The organism is Sphingobacterium sp. UBA7249, assembly GCF_002472835.1.
Taxonomy (GTDB): Bacteria; Bacteroidota; Bacteroidia; order Sphingobacteriales; family Sphingobacteriaceae; genus Sphingobacterium; species Sphingobacterium prati.
This window is the reverse complement of record NZ_DKST01000001.1, coordinates 620,009-642,671: the sequence shown is the minus strand read 5'-3', so window position 1 is coordinate 642,671 and position 22,663 is coordinate 620,009. Positions and strand designations below refer to the sequence as shown.

17 protein-coding genes are annotated in these 22,663 nt (G+C 40.4%); 10 read left to right on the top strand and 7 right to left on the bottom strand.

Annotated elements, in window-relative coordinates; all coding sequences use genetic code 11:
* Nucleotides 1-19 precede the first annotated feature (19 nt).
* A complete protein-coding gene (locus B4A24_RS02225) occupies nucleotides 20-2,761 on the bottom strand; it encodes a TonB-dependent receptor (RefSeq protein WP_293942128.1) in 2,742 nt (913 codons plus the stop codon).
* A 176-nt stretch (nucleotides 2,762-2,937) separates the two neighbouring features.
* Between B4A24_RS02225 and B4A24_RS02220 the strand changes: the two genes are divergently transcribed.
* Both B4A24_RS02220 and B4A24_RS02215 read left to right on the top strand, forming a co-directional pair.
* On the top strand, nucleotides 2,938-3,480 hold the full coding sequence (locus B4A24_RS02220) for a TetR/AcrR family transcriptional regulator (RefSeq protein WP_293942125.1): 543 nt from the start codon (nucleotides 2,938-2,940) through the stop codon (nucleotides 3,478-3,480).
* 430 nt (nucleotides 3,481-3,910) lie between these two features.
* Nucleotides 3,911-5,617: a glycoside hydrolase family 3 protein gene (locus B4A24_RS02215; RefSeq protein WP_293942122.1), complete on the top strand. Its 1,707-nt coding sequence runs from the start codon at nucleotides 3,911-3,913 to the stop codon at nucleotides 5,615-5,617.
* A gap of 86 nt (nucleotides 5,618-5,703) precedes the next feature.
* On the opposite strand, the gene B4A24_RS02210 is transcribed toward B4A24_RS02215, so the two are convergent.
* Nucleotides 5,704-7,251 carry a glycoside hydrolase family 10 protein gene (locus B4A24_RS02210; RefSeq protein WP_293942119.1) on the bottom strand — a complete coding sequence of 516 codons (1,548 nt, stop codon included), beginning with the start codon at nucleotides 7,249-7,251 and terminating at the stop codon, nucleotides 5,704-5,706.
* A 214-nt stretch (nucleotides 7,252-7,465) separates the two neighbouring features.
* Here B4A24_RS02210 and B4A24_RS02205 point away from each other — a divergent pair, with 214 nt between their 5' ends.
* From B4A24_RS02205 to B4A24_RS02180, 6 genes are all read left to right on the top strand, one after another.
* On the top strand, nucleotides 7,466-8,893 hold the full coding sequence (locus B4A24_RS02205; protein WP_293942224.1) for an L-serine ammonia-lyase: 1,428 nt from the start codon (nucleotides 7,466-7,468) through the stop codon (nucleotides 8,891-8,893).
* 75 nt (nucleotides 8,894-8,968) lie between these two features.
* Nucleotides 8,969-9,757: an MBL fold metallo-hydrolase gene (locus B4A24_RS02200; protein WP_293942116.1), complete on the top strand. Its 789-nt coding sequence runs from the start codon at nucleotides 8,969-8,971 to the stop codon at nucleotides 9,755-9,757.
* A gap of 520 nt (nucleotides 9,758-10,277) precedes the next feature.
* Nucleotides 10,278-10,994, top strand: coding sequence for a DUF4198 domain-containing protein (locus B4A24_RS02195; protein ID WP_293942114.1), 717 nt, complete (start codon nucleotides 10,278-10,280; stop codon nucleotides 10,992-10,994).
* Nucleotides 10,995-11,086: 92 nt separating this feature from the next.
* The gene (locus B4A24_RS02190) at nucleotides 11,087-13,519 is read left to right on the top strand and encodes a TonB-dependent siderophore receptor (protein WP_293942112.1); all 2,433 of its coding nucleotides are present in this window, start codon (nucleotides 11,087-11,089) and stop codon (nucleotides 13,517-13,519) included.
* 375 nt (nucleotides 13,520-13,894) lie between these two features.
* Nucleotides 13,895-14,173 (top strand): hypothetical protein, encoded by a 279-nt coding sequence (locus B4A24_RS02185; protein WP_293942111.1) that lies wholly within the window; start codon nucleotides 13,895-13,897, stop codon nucleotides 14,171-14,173.
* A gap of 6 nt (nucleotides 14,174-14,179) precedes the next feature.
* Nucleotides 14,180-15,826: a PepSY-associated TM helix domain-containing protein gene (locus B4A24_RS02180; protein ID WP_293942108.1), complete on the top strand. Its 1,647-nt coding sequence runs from the start codon at nucleotides 14,180-14,182 to the stop codon at nucleotides 15,824-15,826.
* A gap of 252 nt (nucleotides 15,827-16,078) precedes the next feature.
* Here B4A24_RS02180 and B4A24_RS02175 read toward each other — a convergent pair whose 3' ends face one another.
* The 4 genes from B4A24_RS02175 to B4A24_RS02160 all read right to left on the bottom strand — a co-directional run bounded on the left by B4A24_RS02175 (nucleotide 16,079) and on the right by B4A24_RS02160 (nucleotide 21,218).
* Entirely contained in the window at nucleotides 16,079-17,494 is a 1,416-nt protein-coding gene (locus B4A24_RS02175; protein ID WP_293942105.1) for a PLP-dependent aminotransferase family protein, read from the bottom strand.
* A 2-nt stretch (nucleotides 17,495-17,496) separates the two neighbouring features.
* Nucleotides 17,497-17,865: a hypothetical protein gene (locus tag B4A24_RS02170; RefSeq protein WP_293942102.1), complete on the bottom strand. Its 369-nt coding sequence runs from the start codon at nucleotides 17,863-17,865 to the stop codon at nucleotides 17,497-17,499.
* 300 nt (nucleotides 17,866-18,165) lie between these two features.
* Complete coding sequence (locus B4A24_RS02165; protein WP_293942100.1) at nucleotides 18,166-19,860, bottom strand: HEPN domain-containing protein; 1,695 nt, start codon at nucleotides 19,858-19,860, stop codon at nucleotides 18,166-18,168.
* Between the two features lie 44 nt (nucleotides 19,861-19,904).
* Nucleotides 19,905-21,218 carry a hypothetical protein gene (locus tag B4A24_RS02160; RefSeq protein ID WP_293942097.1) on the bottom strand — a complete coding sequence of 438 codons (1,314 nt, stop codon included), beginning with the start codon at nucleotides 21,216-21,218 and terminating at the stop codon, nucleotides 19,905-19,907.
* A 108-nt stretch (nucleotides 21,219-21,326) separates the two neighbouring features.
* Between B4A24_RS02160 and B4A24_RS02155 the strand changes: the two genes are divergently transcribed.
* Together B4A24_RS02155 and B4A24_RS02150 are read left to right on the top strand one after the other, a co-directional pair.
* On the top strand, nucleotides 21,327-21,740 hold the full coding sequence (locus B4A24_RS02155) for a hypothetical protein (protein ID WP_293942096.1): 414 nt from the start codon (nucleotides 21,327-21,329) through the stop codon (nucleotides 21,738-21,740).
* 197 nt (nucleotides 21,741-21,937) lie between these two features.
* Nucleotides 21,938-22,309 (top strand): hypothetical protein, encoded by a 372-nt coding sequence (locus B4A24_RS02150; protein WP_293942093.1) that lies wholly within the window; start codon nucleotides 21,938-21,940, stop codon nucleotides 22,307-22,309.
* Between the two features lie 39 nt (nucleotides 22,310-22,348).
* Here B4A24_RS02150 and B4A24_RS02145 read toward each other — a convergent pair whose 3' ends face one another.
* Nucleotides 22,349-22,567: a DUF2683 family protein gene (locus B4A24_RS02145; protein ID WP_293942090.1), complete on the bottom strand. Its 219-nt coding sequence runs from the start codon at nucleotides 22,565-22,567 to the stop codon at nucleotides 22,349-22,351.
* Nucleotides 22,568-22,663 lie beyond the last annotated feature (96 nt).

The following is a 22,663-nucleotide window of genomic DNA, read 5'->3' as shown; positions in this document are numbered from 1 at the left end:
GTGTTTCACGTGAAGATTTTTAATCTTTTCGCGGGCGATTTGATTTTCCGCCCATACCCCTTATATGATACGTAAAGCTTAAGATTGCATAACGGGTAATCGCGTTGGACTGTGATACACGTACCCAAAGGTCATTGACCTGTTGATTGACGTTTTTATTATCGTTGAAAATATCAAAAACAGTCAGATTAATCTCCGCATTTCTCCTTTTGAATAATTTCTTCCCAATAGAGACATTCCACAGCAAGCTTGTGGTGCTTGGGGCATTGAGGATGCTGCCGTTGTATAGGTAATTGAATGTAGAATTTAACGTCCAACTTTTCAACAATGTCAAAGCAATGGAATTGCCGATTGTATGCTTGTAAACAGAATAGTTGGATTTCTCCGTTGCAGAGTTTTTTGAATAGGATAAATTTCCGTTGTAGTCCAGCCCAATAATGACATCTTTGCTGAAAGCGGTATTCACCCCGACACGTTGATTTATACCGTATGTTTTGGCGTTTACTTTTTCCAGATTCAACAACGTGTAATTCTGATTGAAATATACATTGTTGTTGAGGTTGATATTCAGTTTTAATGGTTCAACCCGATAACCAAAACTATTATGCCATTTCAGGTTATATACCCCGTCAAAGTTTTCCGGTTTGATATACTGGCCTCCCGGTCCGAGTATGATATCCTCGGCGATGGCAAATGCGGAATCTGTCGTAAAGATGGTTGTTGAAATTTTATTCTGAATAAAATCGGCCGTAAAATCTGATGTAAAGCTTCTACCCGAAGCTTTGTTGATAGACCTAAATTGCATGACCAGGTTATGGTCATATTCTTGTTTCAGGTTTGGGTTACCCGAACTGATGCGCAATGGATTTTGATTATCGATAAAATCTTGCAGCTGTTCAATAGCCGGTGTATTGGTTTTAGCATTGTACCGTATCTCAATACGGGTTTCTTTATTCCAATTGTATTGGAAATTTAAGTTGGGCAATAGGCTGTTAAAATGACTTTTGGTTTTCAATGTGTTCGGAAATAGTTTGTCATTCACCTGATTTGCTGCTTGGTAATCCAATCCAATTTGGAAACGTATGCTGTCTTTTTTATGAAATAAATAAGATAGGCCAGCACTATGGTACACAAAGTCATTGCGAAATTCATTCGATAGCCGGTTTTTTAATTCCCCCAATTGCTCAGTCTCCGCGAGGAATTCATAGGTTTTACGGTCAGAATACCGTGCCGTATTCCGAAAAGTATAATTAGCCTGCAAACGCGAGTATTTGCTCAACATTTCCGTATAGGCAATTTTTGTGCGAAAGCCGTTGTTGTCTCCGTTCGAGTAATTGCGGTTGTCTACCGTGTCAATCCGTTGAGGTAGGCCATCCCGATAATAGGAGTTGAGGGCATAATTGGCAGCATGGCTTTTGTTGGTACTGAAAGAACCGTTGAAATTGATGCTGAGCGTACGACCAGGTTTGTTCAGTCTGCGCATATAAGTCAGGTCTCCGCCCCAATTAAAGTTCTCACCGAAGCTTTTATTGTTGCGATTTGATCTATTGAGCGTGTCCTGCAAATTTAATAGTGTATTGCCCATGGAGCCACCAAGCCTATCGTTGCTCTGGTAGGAGAAATTAGGCTGTATATCCAGCCTTTGGATAGAATCTATCTTCCAGTTTGCGCGCAGGGAAAGGGCATGATTATTTGTGTACGTACTGCCAAATTGCTGCTGATTGTTGATTTGATTAGCTCTGTTGCCTGCGGTATATTCCGTTTTGCTTTGGCTGATCGTATTATTGTCGGTATAGTTGTAGGTGTAATTGGCGTTGAAATCCATACGGTCTGCCAAAAAGCGGTCGAGGTAGTTGAATCCGGCATTGAATCGCGTTGTAACTCCCTGTCCTGTACGTCCGCGCGTGTTGCCACGTGGCGCAAAACCATTGGGCTGGTTGACGTTATTGGTGTTGATATCGATGGAATACTGCCGCTTCGGATTCATTTTGGTGACTTGCGTATTGACTGCATATTTGTTGTCCGGGCCAGCTCCGCCACTGATCTTGCCAAAGTAGGATTTCCTCTTATCCGGTTTGGTGACAATATTGATCACTTTCATGCGCTTGCCATCATCAAATCCGCTGAATTTTGCTTGCTCGGTCTTGTCATCAATAAGCTGAACTTTGGCAATGACATCTGCCGGCAAGTTTTTGAGCGCAACTTTGGGATCAGTGCTGAAGAATTCACGACCATCAACAATAATCTTACTTACGGCTTCCCCCTGCGCCTTTACATTACCGTCTTCATCAATTTCTACACCGGGTATCTGTTTGACCAGTTCGTCGGCATCAGCAAAATCCGGGGTGACATATTTTTTTGCGTCAAATTCCAAGGTGTCGCCCCGCACCTGTATACTCGTTGGCGAGATACTGATTTCATCTAGCACGATCTCCGAGCTGTTGAGCTTAAAATTGATGTCTATGGGTTTGCCCGCTAATTTTATTTTTCGAATGTCCGCAGTATAGCCCATTGGCTGTACCGATACGAGATAATCCCCATCAGGAAGAGCCGTACTGACAAACTTGCCCAAAATATCGGTTGGTGTTTGCGTCTTACTGGAATCCTTTAGCGCGATAATGGTAACACTGGCGCCTGAAATAGGGTTCGAATTGTTGCTGTCTGTAAGCTTTCCAGCGATATGTTGCTGGGCATGAGCATTCATCTTTATTAGCATTAAACTAAGCGAAAGGATAACAATTGTCCAGGTGTTGATTTTCATTGATTGAGGTTGTCTGCGTCGTTTAATGCGCTGTTATTGGTTGTAAATATTTATTTGTCAAATTTATGCGACTATTTGATACGAATTACTATCATTTTAGTTACAATAATCCTAACTGAACGGAAAGATTAGATATATTTGCAGTAGAATTAAAAATCAACTGAACGGCATAGTATATGAAAGAAAGTGTTTTGAGTAGAAAAGAGCGTATTATGAAAGAAGCGTTGTTGCTTTTTTCAGACCAAGGCTATACCAATACCTCTACCAAAACAATAGCACAGAACGCTGGGGTTTCTGAGGCGTTGATATTCAAACATTTTGGTAACAAGGACGCGCTTTTGGTCTATTTGATTAAATCGGGCTACCGTAAAGTCCTCACCCATCACCGTGGAATGATGACTTACCGTGAACCAAAAGAGTTCCTGCGGACGATGATCAATCTACCCAACAAATTGGTTACCGCCGAACCCCTATTCTGGAAATTACAGGAGCGTCTGTCGCACCATCCCTTTTCCAAACAACAGCACGAGCAGTTCATGAAACCCGTGCAACCTATTATTCTTCGTGCCTTTCAAGATCTGAACTATGAAAATCCAGATCTTGAAACTCAATTTCTCTTGTTGATTATCGACAAGTTGTGGAAAAAGGAGGCAATCGGTGAATTGGAAAACGTGATGGAATTGACTCTTTTTCTAGAGAAAAAATATAATTTGATTTAGTATCTAGTATCGAGATTCTGGTTGATTAAGCTTATTGCAGATACCTAGCCTTCTCTCCTTACACCAACTCTTGTCTACGCGTTGCTTTAGCGTTGACTTTCTTCTTCACTGCGATTATTGAAACCGCATGGCCCAACGAACCCCAATGATAGAACAAGGCAACTATTCGCCATCTCAGTATGCACATAATCGCTATTAATTACATGATATCCATAACGGAACTTATTATGGAATTGATTCACATAATCAAGGACAAATAACAGGTATAGCTTGCATCTCTTCTTATTAATTCGAGCATGCTGTTTCATACAGTCCTATGTGAATTGCGTCTTTATGCGTGTTTATATGAAATTGTTGCAAAAACAATTTCATATTATCCAAAATAATAGCGTTATTAGTAATCTATTTAAGACATTATACAAACTAATTTATGTTCAAAAAATTCAGTCTGGGCCTATTGGCATTGGTCGGTGCGCTATCCATTGCGAAAGCACAGGACAAGAAAGATTTTGTAAAATACATCAATTCCCAGCACGATTGGGTGGATGCCGTATTTAATATCTTGACGCCAAAGGAAAAAGTAGCACAGTTATTCCTCGTGCGGGCTCATACCAATTTAGGTCAGAAGTATATTGATTCCGTTGCGCAGGTTATTCAGGACGAACATTTGGGTGGTCTTGTTGTTTTTCAGGGTGGTCCCGTGCGTCATGTGGACATGTTCAACCGCTACCAATCTCTTTCTAAAGTACCTTTGATGATGACTTTTGATGGTGAATGGGGGCTTGGTATGCGTATGCCGGATTCTACCTTATCTTTCCCTTACCAGATGACACTTGGTGCCGTGCAGGATAATCAATTGATCTACCGCATGGGACGAGAGGTCGCACTGGACTTTCATCGCATCGGTATGCATTTCAATTTCGCACCGGATGTGGATATCAACAACAACCCGAAAAATCCAGTGATAGGGATTCGCTCTTTTGGCGATAATAAATACAATGTCACCCAAAAAGCAAAAGCCTATATGGACGGCATGGTGGATGGCGGTATACTGGCCTCCATCAAACACTTTCCAGGACACGGTGATACAGACGTAGATTCACATTATGATCTCCCACAACTCCCTTTTGATAAAAAGAGATTGGACTCACTTGAAATGTATCCCTTCAAGGAGCTTATTAAAGCAGGTGCCCCCGCAGTTATGGTTGCGCATATGAATATCCCCAGCTTGGATGACACCCCTAATATGCCGTCCTCTATTTCTAAAAAAGTTGTTACCGACCTACTACGGAATGAGCTTGGTTTTAATGGTTTGACAGTCACCGACGCCATGGATATGAAAGGCGTTAAAAAGTTCTTCCCGAACGGTGAAGCGGATGTACAGGCGATCATTGCTGGGCACGACTTGCTGGAGGTCTCCGAAAATAGTAAACGGGCAATTGATCTTATCCTTAAGGCGATCGAAGAAGGCCGTATTTCGCAGGCGGATATTGATGCAAGGGTGAAAAGAGTATTGGCTGCCAAACTATGGTTAGGATTGGATAAGTATCAGGCTACAGCTCAGCAAAACTTATATGCCGATCTGCACAGGGCATCCGCCGTGCAGTTGATCGACGAACTTTCCAATGCAGCCATTACGGCACTCAATTCAACCGAAAAATTGAAATCCTTCAACAAAGAGCTGCCTACTGCGATTATCAACATCGGTATTTCTGCCAATCAAACCTTTCAGAATGAACTGGCAACTGCATTGACCAATGAAACGCAATATTTTGTACCCGACAGCTTGAGTAAAGAAGACATGAAACGTCTTGTAAAAGAAATCAAGAAAAACAAACAATACGTCATCGCAGTACACGATACCAGACTACGTCCACGTCCAACAATGCAGTTACATGAAAACGTGCAGGACTTGATGAGGAAGTTTGCGAAGAAATCCATTTTGACACTATTTACAAATGTATACGCCTTAGATGCTGTCGAAGCCTCGAAGAAAGCAAAGACCATATTGCTGGCTTACCAAAATGATGCTTTTATGCAGAAGGCTGCTGCCAAGACCATCCTAGGGCAGAATATTGCGACAGGGAAATTGCCTGTGACCATCAACAAGAAATTCAAATACGGGCAAGGTAAATAGATTCGCTTTAAAATCACACTAAATAAAAGAGCCTCCTAGATTGCTAAGCTGACAACAGCTGCGATTTGGGAGGTTTTTTGCAATCATTAGGTATCTTCATTTGCCTGCCGACTATCTGAAGGGCGGCTTTCATTTTTCATTCGGTCTATCGCTGTGACGACATATTTATACTGTTGATGTTGTTTGATGTCATCGTCGGTGTACTGAAGTTTATCGGCATTGTAGGTGATAAAAATAATTTTGCTGGGGTCCTTGATGTTAACGCGTTCGCCAACCGCAAAGCGGTACACAACATAACCATATGCTGATTCACCATCGCTAGCGGCATCTGGTTTCTGCCAAAAAAGCGTATTCATTTTCCCGTTACCGGATGGTTTTACCAGTAAGCCGAAAGGAGCATTGGGTGGAATGCTATCCAGCCAGGGCATTGTTGGGGGAAGAGCAGGTGTACGATACAGGTCATTGCGCATAGAGTCTTGCAGTCCAACCAAATTGTCGGTGAGGGATTTGGAACTGAAATATATACTACCCGCTACATCATGTTCCTCCCGTAGATGGCGTACCTGTCGTGGAATCTGACTTTTGTCCGTCCATCCGGCCTTATGCTCTGTTACCCGGTAAGCACCATGCCCGACATAAAAATGCCGCCCATAGGTATGCTGCTGCCACCAGGATACCAGCACCTCATACGCCGCGGCACGATTTTTAAATGGAAAATAAATCTGGGGGTTGATGTAGTCGATCCAGCCTTCCTGCATCCATTTTACTCCATCCGCATACAGCTCCCGGTAAGCACTTAGTCCGCGAGTTTCCGAACCCATATGATTATTTTCTTTGTTGTCCCATACACCACATGGACTGATGCCATATTTGACATAGGGCTTTATTCTTTTGATGGCGATGCCAAGATCGCGCACAAGCATGTTCACATTATTGCGCCGCCAGTCTTCAATATTTTCAATTCCATTGTTGTATCGAGCAAAGGTCAGTTGATCCGGTACGGATGTATTCCGGCTGTCTGGATAAGGATAAAAATAGTCGTCAAAATGGACGCCATCGATATCGTAATTTTTAACAACATCCATGATAACATCAATGATATATTTGCGGACATCAGGTAGCCCGGGGTTGAAAAGCTTTTTTCCGGCATATGTAAAAAACCATTCGGGATGGCGCTTGGTAATATGATCTTCTGAAAAATGAGCCGGATTCAACGTTGTTGAAGCGCGGTAAGGATTGAACCAGGCGTGCAATTCCATTCCTCTTTTGTGTGCTTCCTCAATAGCAAATTGCAAAGGGTCATAGAATGGGGCTGGGGCCTGACCTTGTTTTCCGGTTAAATATCGGCTCCAGGGCTCCCGGCTTTTAGCATAAAATGCGTCTGCAGCAGGCCGTACCTGTAGGATGATCGCATTTAAGCCAGCACTTCGATGCTGATCCAGCAGGTCGATAAATTCCTGTTTTTGCAGGGTTACATTGTTGCTAGCTCTGACAGAGGGCCAGTCTATATTGCCTATGGTGGCAACCCATACACCACGAAACTCCCGTTTAGGTAGCTGTTGGGAATATGTTCTAATCGAAAATAAACAAATAAAAAAGGTAAAAAATGAATATAAATATGTTTTTCCCGTCATGCTATGAATTGTAGCCAACAAAGATAGGGAAGCATTTCTTACTTTTTCCCTAAAAAATGTAAGATGTTTGTTGGATACTTGTTAAAAGAATGTCAGCTTAGTTCTCAAAATGATAATAATGCAAATACAGTAACATTGTACACTTATTTGTGCTAATTTAGATGCGGTTTTCACAAAAGCTATGGAAAGCGAGCTAACCGCAACAATAAAGATGATGAGCAAAGAACAAATATCCGTTTTTGATATGTTTAAGATCGGTATCGGACCTTCCAGTTCGCATACCTTAGGCCCTTGGCGTGCAGCCCAGCAGTTTACGCGTGTCCTGCAGGCAAAAGGAGTATTGAATGAAGTGGAACAGGTCAAGATTTTGCTTTATGGATCTTTAGCCAAAACAGGAGCTGGACATGGTACGGATATCGCTGTATTGCTTGGATTGAGCGGAGACGACCCGGTTACCTTTGATGTAGATCGCGTAACACCAAAGGTGGCGCATATCAAAGCCGTTGGTGAACTTGAAGTTGCTGGTCAATGGACGGTCCCATTTTCCTATCAAGAAGATCTTCTTTTTTTATATACCGAAAGTTTGCCTTTCCATCCAAATGCTGTCACATTTCAGGCTTTCCTATCGAATGGTAAGGCCATTACCGAAACCTATTATTCTATAGGTGGTGGCTTTGTTGTTCAAGAAAATGATACTGAAAGTGTCTTGTCCGAAGTTGACCTTCCTTTCCCGGTAGACACTGCCCAGGAGCTGCTGCATTGGACTATGAAAACGGGGCTGAAAATATCGGAGCTTGTTCTTGAGAATGAGTGTGCCTGGCGCGAGGAAAGTGAGACTGTTGCAGGTGTTTTGAATATCTATAAGACGATTTATGAATGCATCTATCGCGGTTGTCATACAGGAGGAACATTACCCGGAGGTTTGAATGTAGAGCGTCGGGCGGCTAAACTAAATAAAAAATTGATGCAGGGACGCAGCTATCAGGATTATGAATCTTGGGTTACAGCGATTCGTGAAGGAGGACAAAACTTTCAATATATCCTGGATTGGGTGAGTTGTTTTGCCCTAGCGGTCAATGAAGAGAATGCGTCCTTTGGTCGTGTTGTTACTGCACCTACGAATGGCGCCTCAGGTGTAATACCAGCTGTTTTACAGTATTTTATTACTTTCCATGATGGCATGCGAGAACAAAAAATTGTTCAATTTATTCTGACAGCTTCGGAGATCGGATCGATCTTCAAAAAGAATGCAACGATTTCTGCAGCCATGGGCGGTTGTCAAGCGGAAATCGGTGTGTCCTCGGCAATGGCTGCCGGAGCATTGACAGAGGTGCTGGGCGGATCACAACGCCAGGTTCTGATGGCGGCGGAGATCGCGATGGAACACCATCTTGGCTTGACCTGCGACCCGATCGGGGGACTGGTACAGATCCCCTGTATTGAACGTAATACCATGGGAGCGATAAAGGCTATCACCGCGGCTCAGCTGGCTTTACAGTCCAATCCTGATAAAGCGAAAGTAAGCTTGGACACTGTGGTCAAAACCATGTGGGAGACAGCGTTGGATATGAACGTCAAATACAAAGAAACAGCAGATGGAGGCTTAGCCGTAAATATTCCGTTAAGTTTACCCGAATGTTAGGGTCTTACTGAATTTTCCTGTTTTTCGTATCTTTGACGCTGTTGAATATAAATCCTTATAAATTAATACAGGCAAATGAAATATTGTGCGATAGCTTCCGGTAGTAATGGGAATTGTTATTATATAGCAAAAGATGACTCGGCCATCTTGATTGATGCCGGTATCAATAGCAAGCATATCCATCTACGGATGTATAATTTAGGGATTATACCTACACAGATCAAAGCAATTTTCATTACGCATGAGCATTCGGATCATATCCGTGGATTATCTGTCTTCGCCAAAAAGTACAATTTACCGGTGTATATCACCAAAGGAAGTTATGATGGATCCCGGCTGCATTTGCCTTCCCACTTGGTGCATATCATCGCACCTAATGAAGAGGTTGAAATAGGCGGACTTAAAATTTATGGAATTCCCAAATATCACGATGCAAAGGAACCCTGTAGTTTTCTTGTTTCGGATGGTATTCATAATATTGGCGTGTTGACCGACATTGGACGGCCTTGTGAAAATGTGCAACAGGTTATACAACATTCGGATATCCTTTTGTTGGAGTCCAATTATGACGAGGATATGCTGCGTACTGGGCGATATTCCTATTTTTTGAAAAACAGGATTAGTAGCGGATGGGGACACCTTTCCAACCGGATTGCCGTTGAACTGTTTAACCAATATAGAACAGATCGCCTCAAACACTTAATCTTAACGCACCTCTCCGGTGAAAATAATACAGTCGACCTTGTTCATGCCACATTTGAGCCTCACTGTGAAAATATTAAGCTTCATGTTGCTACGCGCTATCAGGAAACAGAATTATTCGATATTGCTCACATCAACAATTTGGATGTAGTTTTTTCCTGATCGTCTTTACGACGCGCGTTTATCGCAATGCTTTACACCTCCTCTCTTTCCTAGATCCTTGGCTAAGTGGATATCGATTTTGTTCAAAATAGCTGAAAATAAGATTATTGTGTTTCTTTTTTGTTCTTCTTTTATGTACGGTGATAATACCCAAAGGAAATTAAATCTGAGGTAAATCTACGCCATGAAGCGAAAAATGTAAAATATCCTTGATATCCAAAGAATTCCTTTTATATTTGCTCTGTTTTTAATCAGTCTAAATAGTTTTAGATTGATTAAAATATGGTATTTAGACAAAAATATCATGTGATAGACAATCTGTCACGTAGCAAAAATCTACAGACCGCGACAATTGGCTGTAGTGGACCGAAGCAGAAAGTTGTGGCAGTCACCATGGATAAAGGATATAGAAGGACTTACAAAATGCGAACTTTAATGGTTTTTATTGTTTAAGGTTTGTTTTTGGCGGGTAAAATCCTTCCTAATAAGTTTTAATACTATACGCATCAATCAATTTAATATGAAAATTTTAGTTTCGCTTTTTACATTTCTTACAGTACTATTTTACTGTAACAGCAGTTATGCTCACGCGCTTTGGATCGAATCGGCGCCCTACGGTACTGTTAATCAATCGCATGAAGTAAAGGTCTATTATGGTGAATATGTGACCAACGAACGAGATGATATCGCAAAATGGTATTCAGATGTAAAGGATTTTAAATTGTTGGTACATGTACCCGGAAAAGCACCTGTTCAGGTACAGTTGACCAATAAAGGGGATCATTTTGCTGGTTCATTCCAACCGACCGAACAGGGGACTTACTTTTTATCTGTTGTAAAAGCACCTAAAGATCTAGGTGGTCAAACCAAATATGAGTTTTCCTCTTTAATGCCTGTTATTGTTGGTAAACCAGGTAAATTAGACTATAGTGCAGTAAAAAATCCCTTACAGGTAGAGCTGCTTAATTCAATTAATGCAAAAAAAGGTGCTAGTCTACAGGCAAAGATAACCAGCGCAGGGAAAGTTGTTCCAAATGCCAAAGTATCTGTTTTTTCATCCACGGGATGGGGTAAAGAATTTGTAGCTGATGCCAATGGTGTGGTTACATTCGAGGCACTTTGGTCAGGTCCTTATGTGCTCGAAGCAAGTACTTTCGTGGAAAAAGCAGGTGAGCATGAAGGAAAACCTTACGCATCATCTTGGCAGGGAAGCACAACATTTTTGCAAGTAAAATAAATCGTTGATACCTACAACTTAGATGGATTCATTTTAAATCCCAAATTCAAAATGAATCCATTCTTTATTACATATCTACTAGTAAAACATTTATGAATAAAACTTTATCCTTTTTAGCTATTCCGATGATTAGTTCAATTTTCTCTGTAGCGCATGCGCAGAGTAACATGAAAATTGACGGAATCCTTGTTAATGAAAGATCCGAACCTATTTCTGGCGCGACAATTAAATTATCGAATACAGGTGTGACCACGAGTACCGACAGTGAGGGACGCTTTGTATTCCATAAATTATCTCCGAACACCTACACGATCGAGATCAAGGCATTTGGCTATAGTAAGCATAACTTTAAAGCGGTTTTGAAAGATCAAGATAATCATTTGGGAGAGATTAAGCTCAGTGATCAATCGGAGTCTATTGATGAAGTGGCTGTTTATGGAAAATATTATCAAAACTATAAATTTGATAGCATATCAGGCTCTTTACGTCTGAAGACGCCTATCTTGGAGCTACCTCAAAATATACAGGTGATTTCCTCGGATCTAATGGCTGATCAACAGGTTTTTGATATTGTTGACGGAATTACACGTAATATCAGTGGGGCAACACGTCAGGGGCACTGGGATAATCAGTATGCCAATATCCGTATGCGTGGATCCAAGATCCCAGCCTTTCGTAATGGTATGAACATCGAAGCATCTTGGGGTCCTACAGCGGAAGATGCATCTATGATCGAGCGTATCGAGTTTGTCAAAGGGCCGGCTGGCTTTATGCTAGCCAATGGAGAGCCTGGTGGATTCTATAACGTTGTCACCAAAAAACCGACAGGAAATACAAAGGGGGCAGCTACGTTTAACATGGGGAGCTTTAGTACGTATCGTGCTGCGGTTGATTTTGATGGCAAGTTGAGTAAAGATGGCAAATTGTTGTACCGACTAAATATGGCTGCGCAGCAAAAAGATTATTTTACAAAATACAATTATAGCAACCGTGTAGTGATTGCACCAGTGGTGACTTATAAATTGGATTCATTAACTAATTTAACATTTGAATATACCTACCAAGGGTCAACTTATTTAGCTAATGGGAATTATACCTTTTCACCAAAAGGATTCGCCGATCCAGATATTTCTAATGATTTTTTCTATGGAGACCCATCTATGGAGCCAGGTAAACTGAGAGATCACAGCGCTTATATCTATTTAGATCACAAATTGAATGATCGCTGGAAGTTGCATGCACAGATGGCTTACTTTAATTTCGATATGAAGGCCACAAGCACTTGGCTTACTTATATAACAGCAAAGGGAGATATGCCACGAACTTATTCAATAGCGGATGAGCATGGTGAAAATCGTTTTGGTCAGATCTCTTTGAACGGTGAAGAGTATACAGGTAGCATCCGTCACCGAATTTTGGTCGGTGCCGACTACGGGAACAAAAAGTTTTGGGGTGATTTTAGGGATCTAATGCCAAAGGACAGTACCGGATTTGCGCCGATCCCTTGGACCCCGTTGAACGTGTATAAACCTGTTTACGGTATACCGGGGAATTTACTCCCAACAGTCGATCGTTCTAAAAGCGTGAAAGTGCGTGCCGGGGGCAGCAATTATGTTACCTCGACAAACTATATCTCTTTTTACGCCCATGATGAAATGGCATTTTTTGAAGAAAAGTTCAGGTTATCATTAGGCTTGCGTTATACAATCAATGAAGTCATTGGAAAGACTGCTGTTGCAGACAGAACGGATAAAGCGTTTACGCCGCGTGTGGGATTGAGTTATTCCATTAACAAATCTATGAGTGTATATGGACTATTTGATCAGTCGTTCGTTCCTGTAGCTGGTACAGATTGGGAAGGTAATGCATTCAAGCCGGTAAGAGGTAATGATTTAGAAGCAGGAGTGAAGAAAGAATGGATGGATGGAAAATGGATTTCAACGCTTAGCGCTTATACGATTGCCCGTAAGAATGCTTTAGTTGCTGATCCTGATCCCAGCCATGTTGTTAATGGAGTATCTTTTCAGACGCAATTAGGAGAAACAAGATCAAAGGGAATTGAGTTTGATATCACGGGTGAAATTCTAAGAGGATTAAATGTTAACGCTAATTATGCATTGACGGACTCCAAAATCTCAAAAGATACGAAAGCGGAAAACATTGGAAATATAACCCCTAATACAGCAAAGCATACAGCAAATGCTTGGATATCATATCGTTTACAGCAAGGGAGACTAAAAGGAGTAGGTTTTGTTGGAAGTGTTCAAGGAATGTTTGATCGTGCAGTAGGAACAACAAAAGAAAGTAATTTTAAGAACTATTTACGTACTGACGGTGGTATCAGTTATCAAAAAGGTAAATATAATATTTCTCTTATGGTCAATAACTTGTTAGATAACCGTAAGCTGTTAACAGCTGGTTCTACTGGAACTGCAAATGCAAAAATTGCCGGAAGTGTAAATTATTATTCATACATCGTTGAGGCAAGACGCAATTTTCGTATGGGTATAACATATAAATTTTAATTAAGCGATTCTATATTAATCATTTATCCGATGTATAGCACTCTTTTAATAATCCTACTCATTGGGGCTTATCTTTTTTACAACAGTAGTAAAAAAGTAAAATTTCATCATAGACCCGACTGGTTGAAAAAGCTTTGCGCACAGACTCAGTCTGTGCGCATCTTGAGCATTGGGATACTTCTGCTGCCATTTGGGATAATTCTTTACTTGCAGGGATTCGGTGCTGGATTTTTTGCTTTTTTTGCCTATGCGATGTGCATGATGAGCCTTGTCGTTTTATTGAATCCTTACCGCTATTTAACCGGGTACCATGTTCTCGGACTGTATGCAGTCAGTCTTTGTGTCGAATTTTTGATATCGTAATTGATTCGTTCTATGCCAGCAAATAAAAAATACCTTAGCTCACCTTTTCAGCGGTTCCTAAAGATAACGGCAGGTTTTATTGGTGGGTATGTTGTTATGCTCTCATTTCATGTATTGCTGACAACTTTCTTTGAAAAAAAGGATGTCGTTATGACTGCCGGATTTACGGGTTACCTGCTTTGGGCGGTTCTGATGCTGCTGGCCTTTCTTTCCAAAAGTGGATGGAAGATATGGGGGGTCTATATACTCCTGGCGACAGTCTTTTCATTGCCTTATTTGTTAAAGATGTGATCAATCATGAACAACAGAAATTATAATATTTATTTTAATACCCATACCATAAGCGGGATTATCATCTGTGCGCTCCTGTATGTGATATTTTTTGCAGGTTCATTTGCCTTTTTTAGAAATGAGATTGCGGCTTGGCAAAATAATGCATCATACAAAACTTACCAAGAAAACCATGAGAACTTTGATAAATTTTTGGATTCGTTAAAAGGAGAAACCAACCTACATGGACGTGATATCAATTTCTATATGCACAGGGAGGGGACTTCTGCTTATATTGGCTACACGGCGTCAAACGATACGATCCTAAACAAGGAAAATTTGTCGAAGATAACACCTGAACAGAAAGCGGAAAAAAAGAAAGGCCGTAGGGGTAGAGGGGGCGATGACGATTCGAAGAATTTCATGTATAATTTTGCCAATAAAACAGCAGGCGACTATACAACGAACTATGATATGGGCGAGTTTTTATTCCGCCTACATTTTTTGGCACAGCTCAATCAAGTACCCATCAATATAGGGATTGCACCATTTGGATACCTTATTGCTGGCCTCACAGCTTTTATTTTCTTATTTGCTTTAATTACCGGCTTATTATTGCATTGGGATAAGTTAGTCTCAAACTTCTTTGTATTCAGACCATTCAGCAAATGGAAGACCGTGTGGACAGATATGCACACGGCCTTGGGGGTGATTGGGTTTCCTTTTCAGTTTATTTTTGCCGTTACGGGAACATTTCTGATTGTCAACGCTGTTTTGGTTCTACCATTTAGCAAGTTGCTGTACGATGGTGACCAGCAAAAAATGTATCAGGATATCGGCGTAACTGCTCATGACAATTATCCTTATAGCTATAAACCTTTGACAGTGGATGTGAAAATTGCACCTTTCTTAGAGCTAGCGAAGAAAAAATGGCCAGAAAGTGAGTTTAAGCGTATTGTCGTAAAAAATTATGCGGATTCGAATATGCATGTTATTATGGAACTCGAGCCACATTTTAACAGCAGCTTTGCAGGATCTGGTATATTAACGGTGAAGGTTGCGGATAATAAAATTGTTGAAGAGAAATCGCCGTTAACGGATACAAGCTATGGAGACTATGTCCGAAGTGTTATTTACCGCCTGCACTATGGTGATTATGGTGGATATTCACTCAAAATGGTTTATTTTATCTTAGGGGTGATGGGCTGTCTGGTTATTATTTCGGGAATTTTAATCTGGCTCGTGGCACGGGATAAAAATAATGTCATTCCAAGAAAACGTAAATTCAACTTTTGGGCGGCCAATATCTTTACAGCGATATGTCTGACAATGCTTCCAGTCACAGCGATCGCATTTATCGCGATTAAAATAAGTCCCAAAGTTGACCAGGACTTTATCTATCGGGTCTATTTTTATACTTGGTTAGTCCTGTCGCTGTATTATATCGCTCGTCGAAGTATACGAAGAACAAATCGCGAAACGCTTTTGGTCGGCAGTATTCTCGCATTTATTGTTCCCCTCGCTAATGGGTTGGTAACGCACAACTGGCTTTGGAAAACTTTTGTGAATGGACAACGCGATTTATTTATTGTCGATTTTCTATGGCTGATGATCGGTATCATCGGGCTGTTAGCTTTTTATAAGACAAAAAAATTCTTTCAGAAAATACAGTAAAATGAAGGCGACCTTTTTGGTCGCCTTCATTTTTTAGAGACATGTGAGATATCTGCGCTATTATTTTTTACTTCTTCTTCGAGGCTTAGGTAACTATATACGATGTATTGCACATTATATGCCGGAAAGATACTCGTATAATGCGGAGACCAGGCCATATATCATATATAAGGTGCAGCAAAAGCACTGGTAAAGCATTTTTTTCTTTGTACAATCTGCTAGGGAACAGGCTACTGGGTAGGTAGGGGGTACTTATATAACAGCTTTAAAAAAGCGGCCCAACCGCATCAGGTCATGCGCTGTTTTTTCATTCCAATCGACAGCGTAATTCAACCGGATACAGTTTTTAAATTGATCATGTTGCGTAAACATTCGGCCAGGGGCAAAGCTCAATTTTTGCTTCAGTGCGTAGTCATAGAGTACCGTTGAATCAATTTTTGGATCCATTTCCAACCAGAGTACAAATCCTCCTTCGGGTTGAGACATCTTCGTGTTTTCGGGGAAATGAGCTTCTATACTGTTCCTGAAATTGATATAGTTGCTGTACAGTTTTTTCCTAAACGTATTGAGGTGATGATCGTACCTTCCGATCTGCAGAAATTTGGCTACCGCTTCCTGATAAATCGCTGGCTGCGAGATGGTCTGGATCAGTCGTTGTTTTAGAATTTTGTCTTTGTACTGTCCAGGCTCGACCCACCCGATTCGAAAACTCGGAGCCAATACCTTGGTGACAGAACCACACCACATGACCAGTCCTTCCTCATCAAAGTATTTACAGGGCTTAGGTCTGGAGGTTCCAAAATAAATATTCCCATAGAGGTCATCTTCAATCAAGGGGATATGATGAAAAGCTAAGAGCTTTACAAGTTCTTTTTTATGTTCATCCGGCATGAGTGCACCTAGGGGATTGCTGAAATTGGAAACAAAGCAGCATACATCGATTTTATGAATTACCTTTTTCAATGCGTCCAGTTCAATGCCCGTAATGGGGTGGGTCGGTATCTCAATGGTCTTTAGCCCTAGTACCTGAAAAGCCTGGATAAAGCCAAAATATAAAGGACTTTCCACGGCAATGGTATCTCCGGGGCTGGTGACCGCGCGTAGGCAGCTATAGATGGCGTTCATGGCGCCAGAAGTGATGATCAGATCTTCATCACTGATCTTCCCCTCCAATACGAGCGACCATTTGGCAATTTCTTTACGCAAAGTCGGACTACCCTGCACCTGTCCGTACTGATCGCCGTAATCGTGCTGTTCATGCACCGTTTCCAGGATACATTTATTGAGTTTCTGAATGGGAAGCAACGATGGGCTGGGCAATCCCAAAGAAAATCGTGTAATTTCCTTATCCTCCAAGGAGTGGAATACCTTGTCGATCAATGCTGCAGGATCCTGCTTCTTTTCGTCAATTTTAAATGTCGAGATGGAAGGGATCGACATCCGGCGTTTTCCGGCCAGGCTGACAAAAAAGCCAGATTTGGGACGTGATTCAATCAGGGATCTGCTCTCGAGCTCCATATACGCGCTCTTAGCTGTATTTAAGCTCACATTATAAAGTTTTTGCGCACTACGGACAGAAGGGAGACGATCACCATACGCCAAAGAGCCATTTTTGATCTGGTTCTCCACGATGTTTGCAATTTTCTTGTATAATTGTTTCTGATCCATACTTATACTAATTTACTGTTTCCGTTTGGATTTGCCCAATTGTGGAAATGACTGATGCCCCTTTTTAGCGATTCTTCACTACCAAACATGGTCAATAACTGTTGTTTAAAATAAAGCTGTGCTTTGTTTTTAAATATGGTTGAGAGTTGTTCGGAGACATTGGTACTATAGCAAATTTCAACAGCCAGGTTATTATCTTCGGAGACGGTAGCCAAGGAAAAGGCAGCTATTGATTCATCTTGTGTAAGCAGCAGAAAAGGCATGTGCAACAGGCTTTTGTTTTTCACAGTATGCTGTACCTTTTTTAGTAAGGATAGATCAGAGAGGTCGACCTGTCTGATGGAATACGGTTGAAGTGTTTTAGTCGACATGGCAATAAATCTTTTTGCTAATTTAGGAAGGGTACAGGCTGTATTTGAGGTACAGAATCATTTAGAAATTAGGGTACAGATGAGAATTTGTTGTCCCTACATTTCATACCAGTATAGAGCCGATACTATAAAAGTAAGGATTGGTCGCGGGTGAGCTTCCAGAACTTGATAAGACTAGGTAAGAATCATGCTATTCACCAAAAGTAAAGCTTTTTGGTGAGTTCGTTCAGTAAGAGGCTTTACTTTTGGTGAATGGGGTAAGATTTTGATGCAGCAATTGAGCTTAGGGTACACAGGTATTTATACCTCTTCTATTTTCTCGACCTGAATAGCGCTCACTATGTTCTCTAAGTAATCTTCCATCTCTTTGTTACATCTTTTGATAAATAACTTTGTAAGTTCCTGTAATCTGAGAATGGCGGACGGATCCCCTTTGTAGTTGGCGTTATATCTAAATTCGTGTTGGGCCTTGGTAATTTCTTTAAAGAGTTTAATATGATCAGTATTATTGAGACAAAAGGTCGCGTGTGCTTCAGGGACAATTAATCGACAGAGGTTCATTAAGAAGGGTAGCCCGACGGTTTGGGGTTTGTATTGAAGGACAGTATTGATCACGCCGAGACAGGTTTGTTCTAAAACTTGTGATAGTGAATGATATCCGGCCTCGACACTAAGAGTCCAATTATCCTCAAAAGCATAGTAGATGCAAAGGGCGTTATTATAGCGACTATCCCATTGTTGACGTGCATAATTCAAGTCTAATTGTGGGGCGACGATACTGTCAGGGTTGATATTTTCAACTATTGCATTTTGAAACCAGATATCACCGACTTTCATCAATGATAGAAAGAAAGGATGGCCTTTGGAGAGTTTTTTGATAAAGTGCGCTGTTTCTTCCGTCACTAAGGTCAGCGAAACATTTTTTGGCAGCAGATCCATTGTCTGTTGTTGTAGATTGGCTAGGTCTGTATTTAGTCTGTCATACGCAATAAAGAGGTAGTAAGCATGCGTTATCTGCTCTTCTTTATTGTTTTGGAGTAGACTATTGTACTTATGTTGATCTGAATGATAACCGAAGCAGGCAACTAAGGATGGGGTGCAGTATAACTCCAGCATATTTAAGATCAGGTCTCGATAACTGCTGTTGCAGTTATATTTGTTGTAAATAGCAATGTTATTTTTGAATTTTTCAATCTTCCCGATGTGGATTTGTTTTGGGCTAAGTTTTTCTCTGATTTCTTCGAATAAAAGATTGGAATAATCGTAGATCCAGTTTAACGCGTTTATCGCAATTTGATAGGCTGTTTCCAGTAAGCCTTCTTCAATCGTATAATCGTGATTATATCTGTAGTCAATATAAGCTTTCTCAATCTTATTAAGCGCTCTTTTTTTATCTGCTGTATCCGCCAATTTTGCTAATTTGGAATCAAATGTTTTGAGATAGTTGATATTTGCTTTAAGCGAATGTGATTTTTTTTCATCACTTATCAATAGATTTTCTGCTGTTCGGAGCGATAGTTCAATGGCTTGATGTAGCATAAATGCTGCATGTGAATGGTCTCTGTGCTCCAGATAAAAATTATAGCCATCAATAAAAGAACGGATCTTGGTTTTCTCTTTAGTGATATACACTTCAGTTTTCTCAATGACTTGTTCAGCGGAATCGTTCGGTACTACAAGTTGTATTTCCTGCGCTGGGTTTTGATAAATGCGGTTCCCGGTTTGACATATGAGGTGGGTGCGGCCCAGTCCTTGGTTGATTTTCTTTTGTATCTCGCGAGGTAAATGCATGTTGAAGTAAAGATTAGGATAGTTCCCAATTGCTTTGTTGATTAGACTACGGGCTTTGTCAAATCTGGTAGCAGAATTTGATGAAAGATTAATCTGTAGCATTTGATATTTTTTGCCATCATGGTCAAATGACCATAAATAGATTTCATCAACGGGGACGGTACAAAGTATTGCCTCGATAATATGTGTAATTGTAGTAATCATAATTGAGTGTTAATTAATAATTGTATCTTATTTTTACGAATTTCTTAAGGAATCGACTTGGTGAATGTTATCTCATCTTGATTGACTAGGAGATAGCAGAGTTCAATCAATTTTTGAAAGTTGAGGAGGAATTCAGGGATATCCAACTCCCCATAATATACATTGCCTTTATCCAATATAAATCCTCTGTGAATGAGATCTGTAATGTTGTCGCGCCAATCAACAATTGGATAGGTAAATAGCATTTTAATGAGATAATACTCTGGATAACTCGTTTCGAGCAGTGATAGAGCTTTGAAATTTCCGGTTTTATTTTTATCCCGGAACAAATAATATGAGGAAACCTCTTGACGTGGAGTTAATGCTATTTCTGCATTTCTATCAACAAACCAAAAGATTTCCTCGTATAAGATATCTAGGAGTGCTATTGATTGTGTGAATAGCCAAAACCTACTTTCTGGAATATATACTTCGAACGCCTTATCCCAGTTTTTAAAGCTTTTTTCTGCTGAAATATATAAGCCGTTAATGAAGGCCTGCCAGTCATGTAAATCTTCCCCACCCAGAATGTTTTTGATTTTTTGGATGGTCTCAATCTGATGTGGCCTTTTCTCAATTTCAGTGGGAGATATATTGATCTTTTCTGAGGCTGAGGCCTCTATGGTCAAATTTTCAGAAATTTCGTTTTCTACTGTGTCAGAGGGTCCCTCCGTTGTCTCTATGTTGTCGGTCTGTTCAAAAGACTTTTGGTCTTGGTTTTCCTCATTTTCAATATCTTCTTGATTGTTCGCTATATTATCCGGAAGCGTTTTATGTTCATATATTTTATGGAGAGATATAGCTAATCTTTGTATTAATTCTCTAACAGCTAGGATTTCATTGGCTCTATTGCCCAAAAATTCATCATCGCTGTCACCAATCTTTATCCAGAGATTATCAAGCGTTTTATACCATTGTTTTAATGTTTGATATGAAAAAAAGCGACCTATATTGTCCACAGGGGACTCTATGTCATTGCTGGTAAAGACTCCATCCCTAACGTAATTCCAATAATCTGCCTTATTGGCGAAGAAGTCTAGCGGATTTTCTAAAAGTTGGATGTTGCATTTTTTGAAAATCACATAGGCGATTTCTACCTGTTCAATGAGTTGCTTGACATTGTAATTATTGGCTTGTACCGGAGGATTTAATTGTGCATTAGCGGCGACGTTGATTAGAATATTTAGATCTCTTAGCCAATAGTCTATTTCCGTCTCGTGCACAAAAAAATCTTCGAGATATTTTAACGGATCGTCGATATACTCCCTGCTTAAATAGCGAAAATGTTTCGCTTTTAGTTTCTTTTGCGTATTTTTCATGCTAGGAATGTTTTTTGGTTAAATATTTGGTTTATAATTATCATCGGTAAAGCTAATTTAGGAACTATATTTCATCAAAACAAATTTATAATATTAAAATTTTCAGAAATGAGTTCTATTTTGAAGAGAATTAAGATTATTTCAGAAAAAGAGGGGATAAGTGTGTCCGCTTTAGAGGCGTCTATTGGTGCAAGTAAAGGCGTTTTTACACGGGCACTGGCTAATGATACTGACATACAGGCGAAGTGGTTGGTAAATGTCGCTGAAAAATATCCCGATTATTCCTCGGAATGGTTATTGAGGGGAGAAGGTGAGATGCTTAAACCTGCTTTAGCAAAGGAGGACGGAGAAACATATCTTACACCTGAATTGGAGGGAATTGCGAATGGAGAGATTAATACGTTAAAGCAATTGATTGCTTCTCAAAGCATGACTATTAAATCGCAGGAGAAGACAATTATGTCATTGGAGCGATTGTTGTCTTCATTCGAGCGTGAAATTGAATCGTTGCGGAACAAATAGATTCTAACAGGACTTGTGTTTTTTCTCGAAGATGAAGGTTGATTGATTATTATTTCCATGGGAATAAGTTATTCAATCGGAGTGAAATCAATACGAATTACCAAGCTTCGTCTTTTTACGAAGATAAACTCCTATACAAACAGGGAACTGATTTGTAGTTTGATGTAAAATGATACTCTCTTAAAAGTAGAACAATTGTGAATGTAAAAGAACGTGTATTGCTGATTGCCGAAAGGAAGGAAATCAGTAAAACTGAATTTTTCAAAGATGTGGGGCTTTCCTACGCCAATTTCAAAGGCGGCCAGAAAAATACAGCGCTGAGTTCGGATGCGATGATCGCCATATTGACCCGTCATCCGGATATTAGTCCCGCTTGGTTATTGTTGGGTGAGGGGAAAATGATGCGTCGCGTTGAAGCGGTTAGCCCCGCAACAGGCACCGGCGTTATGAACTCCGAAGGTCTATCGGTCTACAAACAATTGATTGTTGCATTGGAGCAGACGATCAAAGCGCAAGAAAAGACAATTTCCGCTTTAGAGGGGCAGGTGGTACTGCTGAATCGGAAGTAAAATCCAGGACAAGATCTTTTTGGGTTCTTACCGAAAAATCTATTTGATATTGTTCCATACATTTTTGGAAGTTACTGTGATCGTCATTCCTTCTTTTAGATCCTTTCTTCCCTCTTCAATCAACTGCGTTAGTTCAGATGAGAGTTCTTTTTCTTCAACGGAGACATTCTTTACCCCAAGAGCTTTTAAAACAGCAATTATTTTTTTTCTTTCCGAAGAACTAGCAGCGTGCTCAAATGAAAATACTGTTGTTGTCATAATGTTTTACTTGTTTAAAATAGGGATTGTGAAACTTATGCCTTAATGCAAAGATGCGAAAACTATTTTTCAATCGTACAGCCGCTTGATGCTTGC

Excerpts from the sequence above, each read along its gene's own strand:
- B4A24_RS02225 (WP_293942128.1), bottom strand. The coding sequence starts at position 2,761 with ATGAAAATCAACACCTGGACAATTGTTATCCTTTCGCTTAGTTTAATG.
- B4A24_RS02220 (WP_293942125.1), top strand. The coding sequence starts at position 2,938 with ATGAAAGAAAGTGTTTTGAGTAGAAAAGAGCGTATTATGAAAGAAGCG.
- B4A24_RS02215 (WP_293942122.1), top strand. The coding sequence starts at position 3,911 with ATGTTCAAAAAATTCAGTCTGGGCCTATTGGCATTGGTCGGTGCGCTA.
- B4A24_RS02210 (WP_293942119.1), bottom strand. The coding sequence starts at position 7,251 with ATGACGGGAAAAACATATTTATATTCATTTTTTACCTTTTTTATTTGT.
- B4A24_RS02205 (WP_293942224.1), top strand. The coding sequence starts at position 7,466 with ATGAGCAAAGAACAAATATCCGTTTTTGATATGTTTAAGATCGGTATC.
- B4A24_RS02200 (WP_293942116.1), top strand. The coding sequence starts at position 8,969 with ATGAAATATTGTGCGATAGCTTCCGGTAGTAATGGGAATTGTTATTAT.
- B4A24_RS02195 (WP_293942114.1), top strand. The coding sequence starts at position 10,278 with ATGAAAATTTTAGTTTCGCTTTTTACATTTCTTACAGTACTATTTTAC.
- B4A24_RS02190 (WP_293942112.1), top strand. The coding sequence starts at position 11,087 with ATGAATAAAACTTTATCCTTTTTAGCTATTCCGATGATTAGTTCAATT.
- B4A24_RS02185 (WP_293942111.1), top strand. The coding sequence starts at position 13,895 with ATGCCAGCAAATAAAAAATACCTTAGCTCACCTTTTCAGCGGTTCCTA.
- B4A24_RS02180 (WP_293942108.1), top strand. The coding sequence starts at position 14,180 with ATGAACAACAGAAATTATAATATTTATTTTAATACCCATACCATAAGC.
- B4A24_RS02175 (WP_293942105.1), bottom strand. The coding sequence starts at position 17,494 with ATGGATCAGAAACAATTATACAAGAAAATTGCAAACATCGTGGAGAAC.
- B4A24_RS02170 (WP_293942102.1), bottom strand. The coding sequence starts at position 17,865 with ATGTCGACTAAAACACTTCAACCGTATTCCATCAGACAGGTCGACCTC.
- B4A24_RS02165 (WP_293942100.1), bottom strand. The coding sequence starts at position 19,860 with ATGATTACTACAATTACACATATTATCGAGGCAATACTTTGTACCGTC.
- B4A24_RS02160 (WP_293942097.1), bottom strand. The coding sequence starts at position 21,218 with ATGAAAAATACGCAAAAGAAACTAAAAGCGAAACATTTTCGCTATTTA.
- B4A24_RS02155 (WP_293942096.1), top strand. The coding sequence starts at position 21,327 with ATGAGTTCTATTTTGAAGAGAATTAAGATTATTTCAGAAAAAGAGGGG.
- B4A24_RS02145 (WP_293942090.1), bottom strand. The coding sequence starts at position 22,567 with ATGACAACAACAGTATTTTCATTTGAGCACGCTGCTAGTTCTTCGGAA.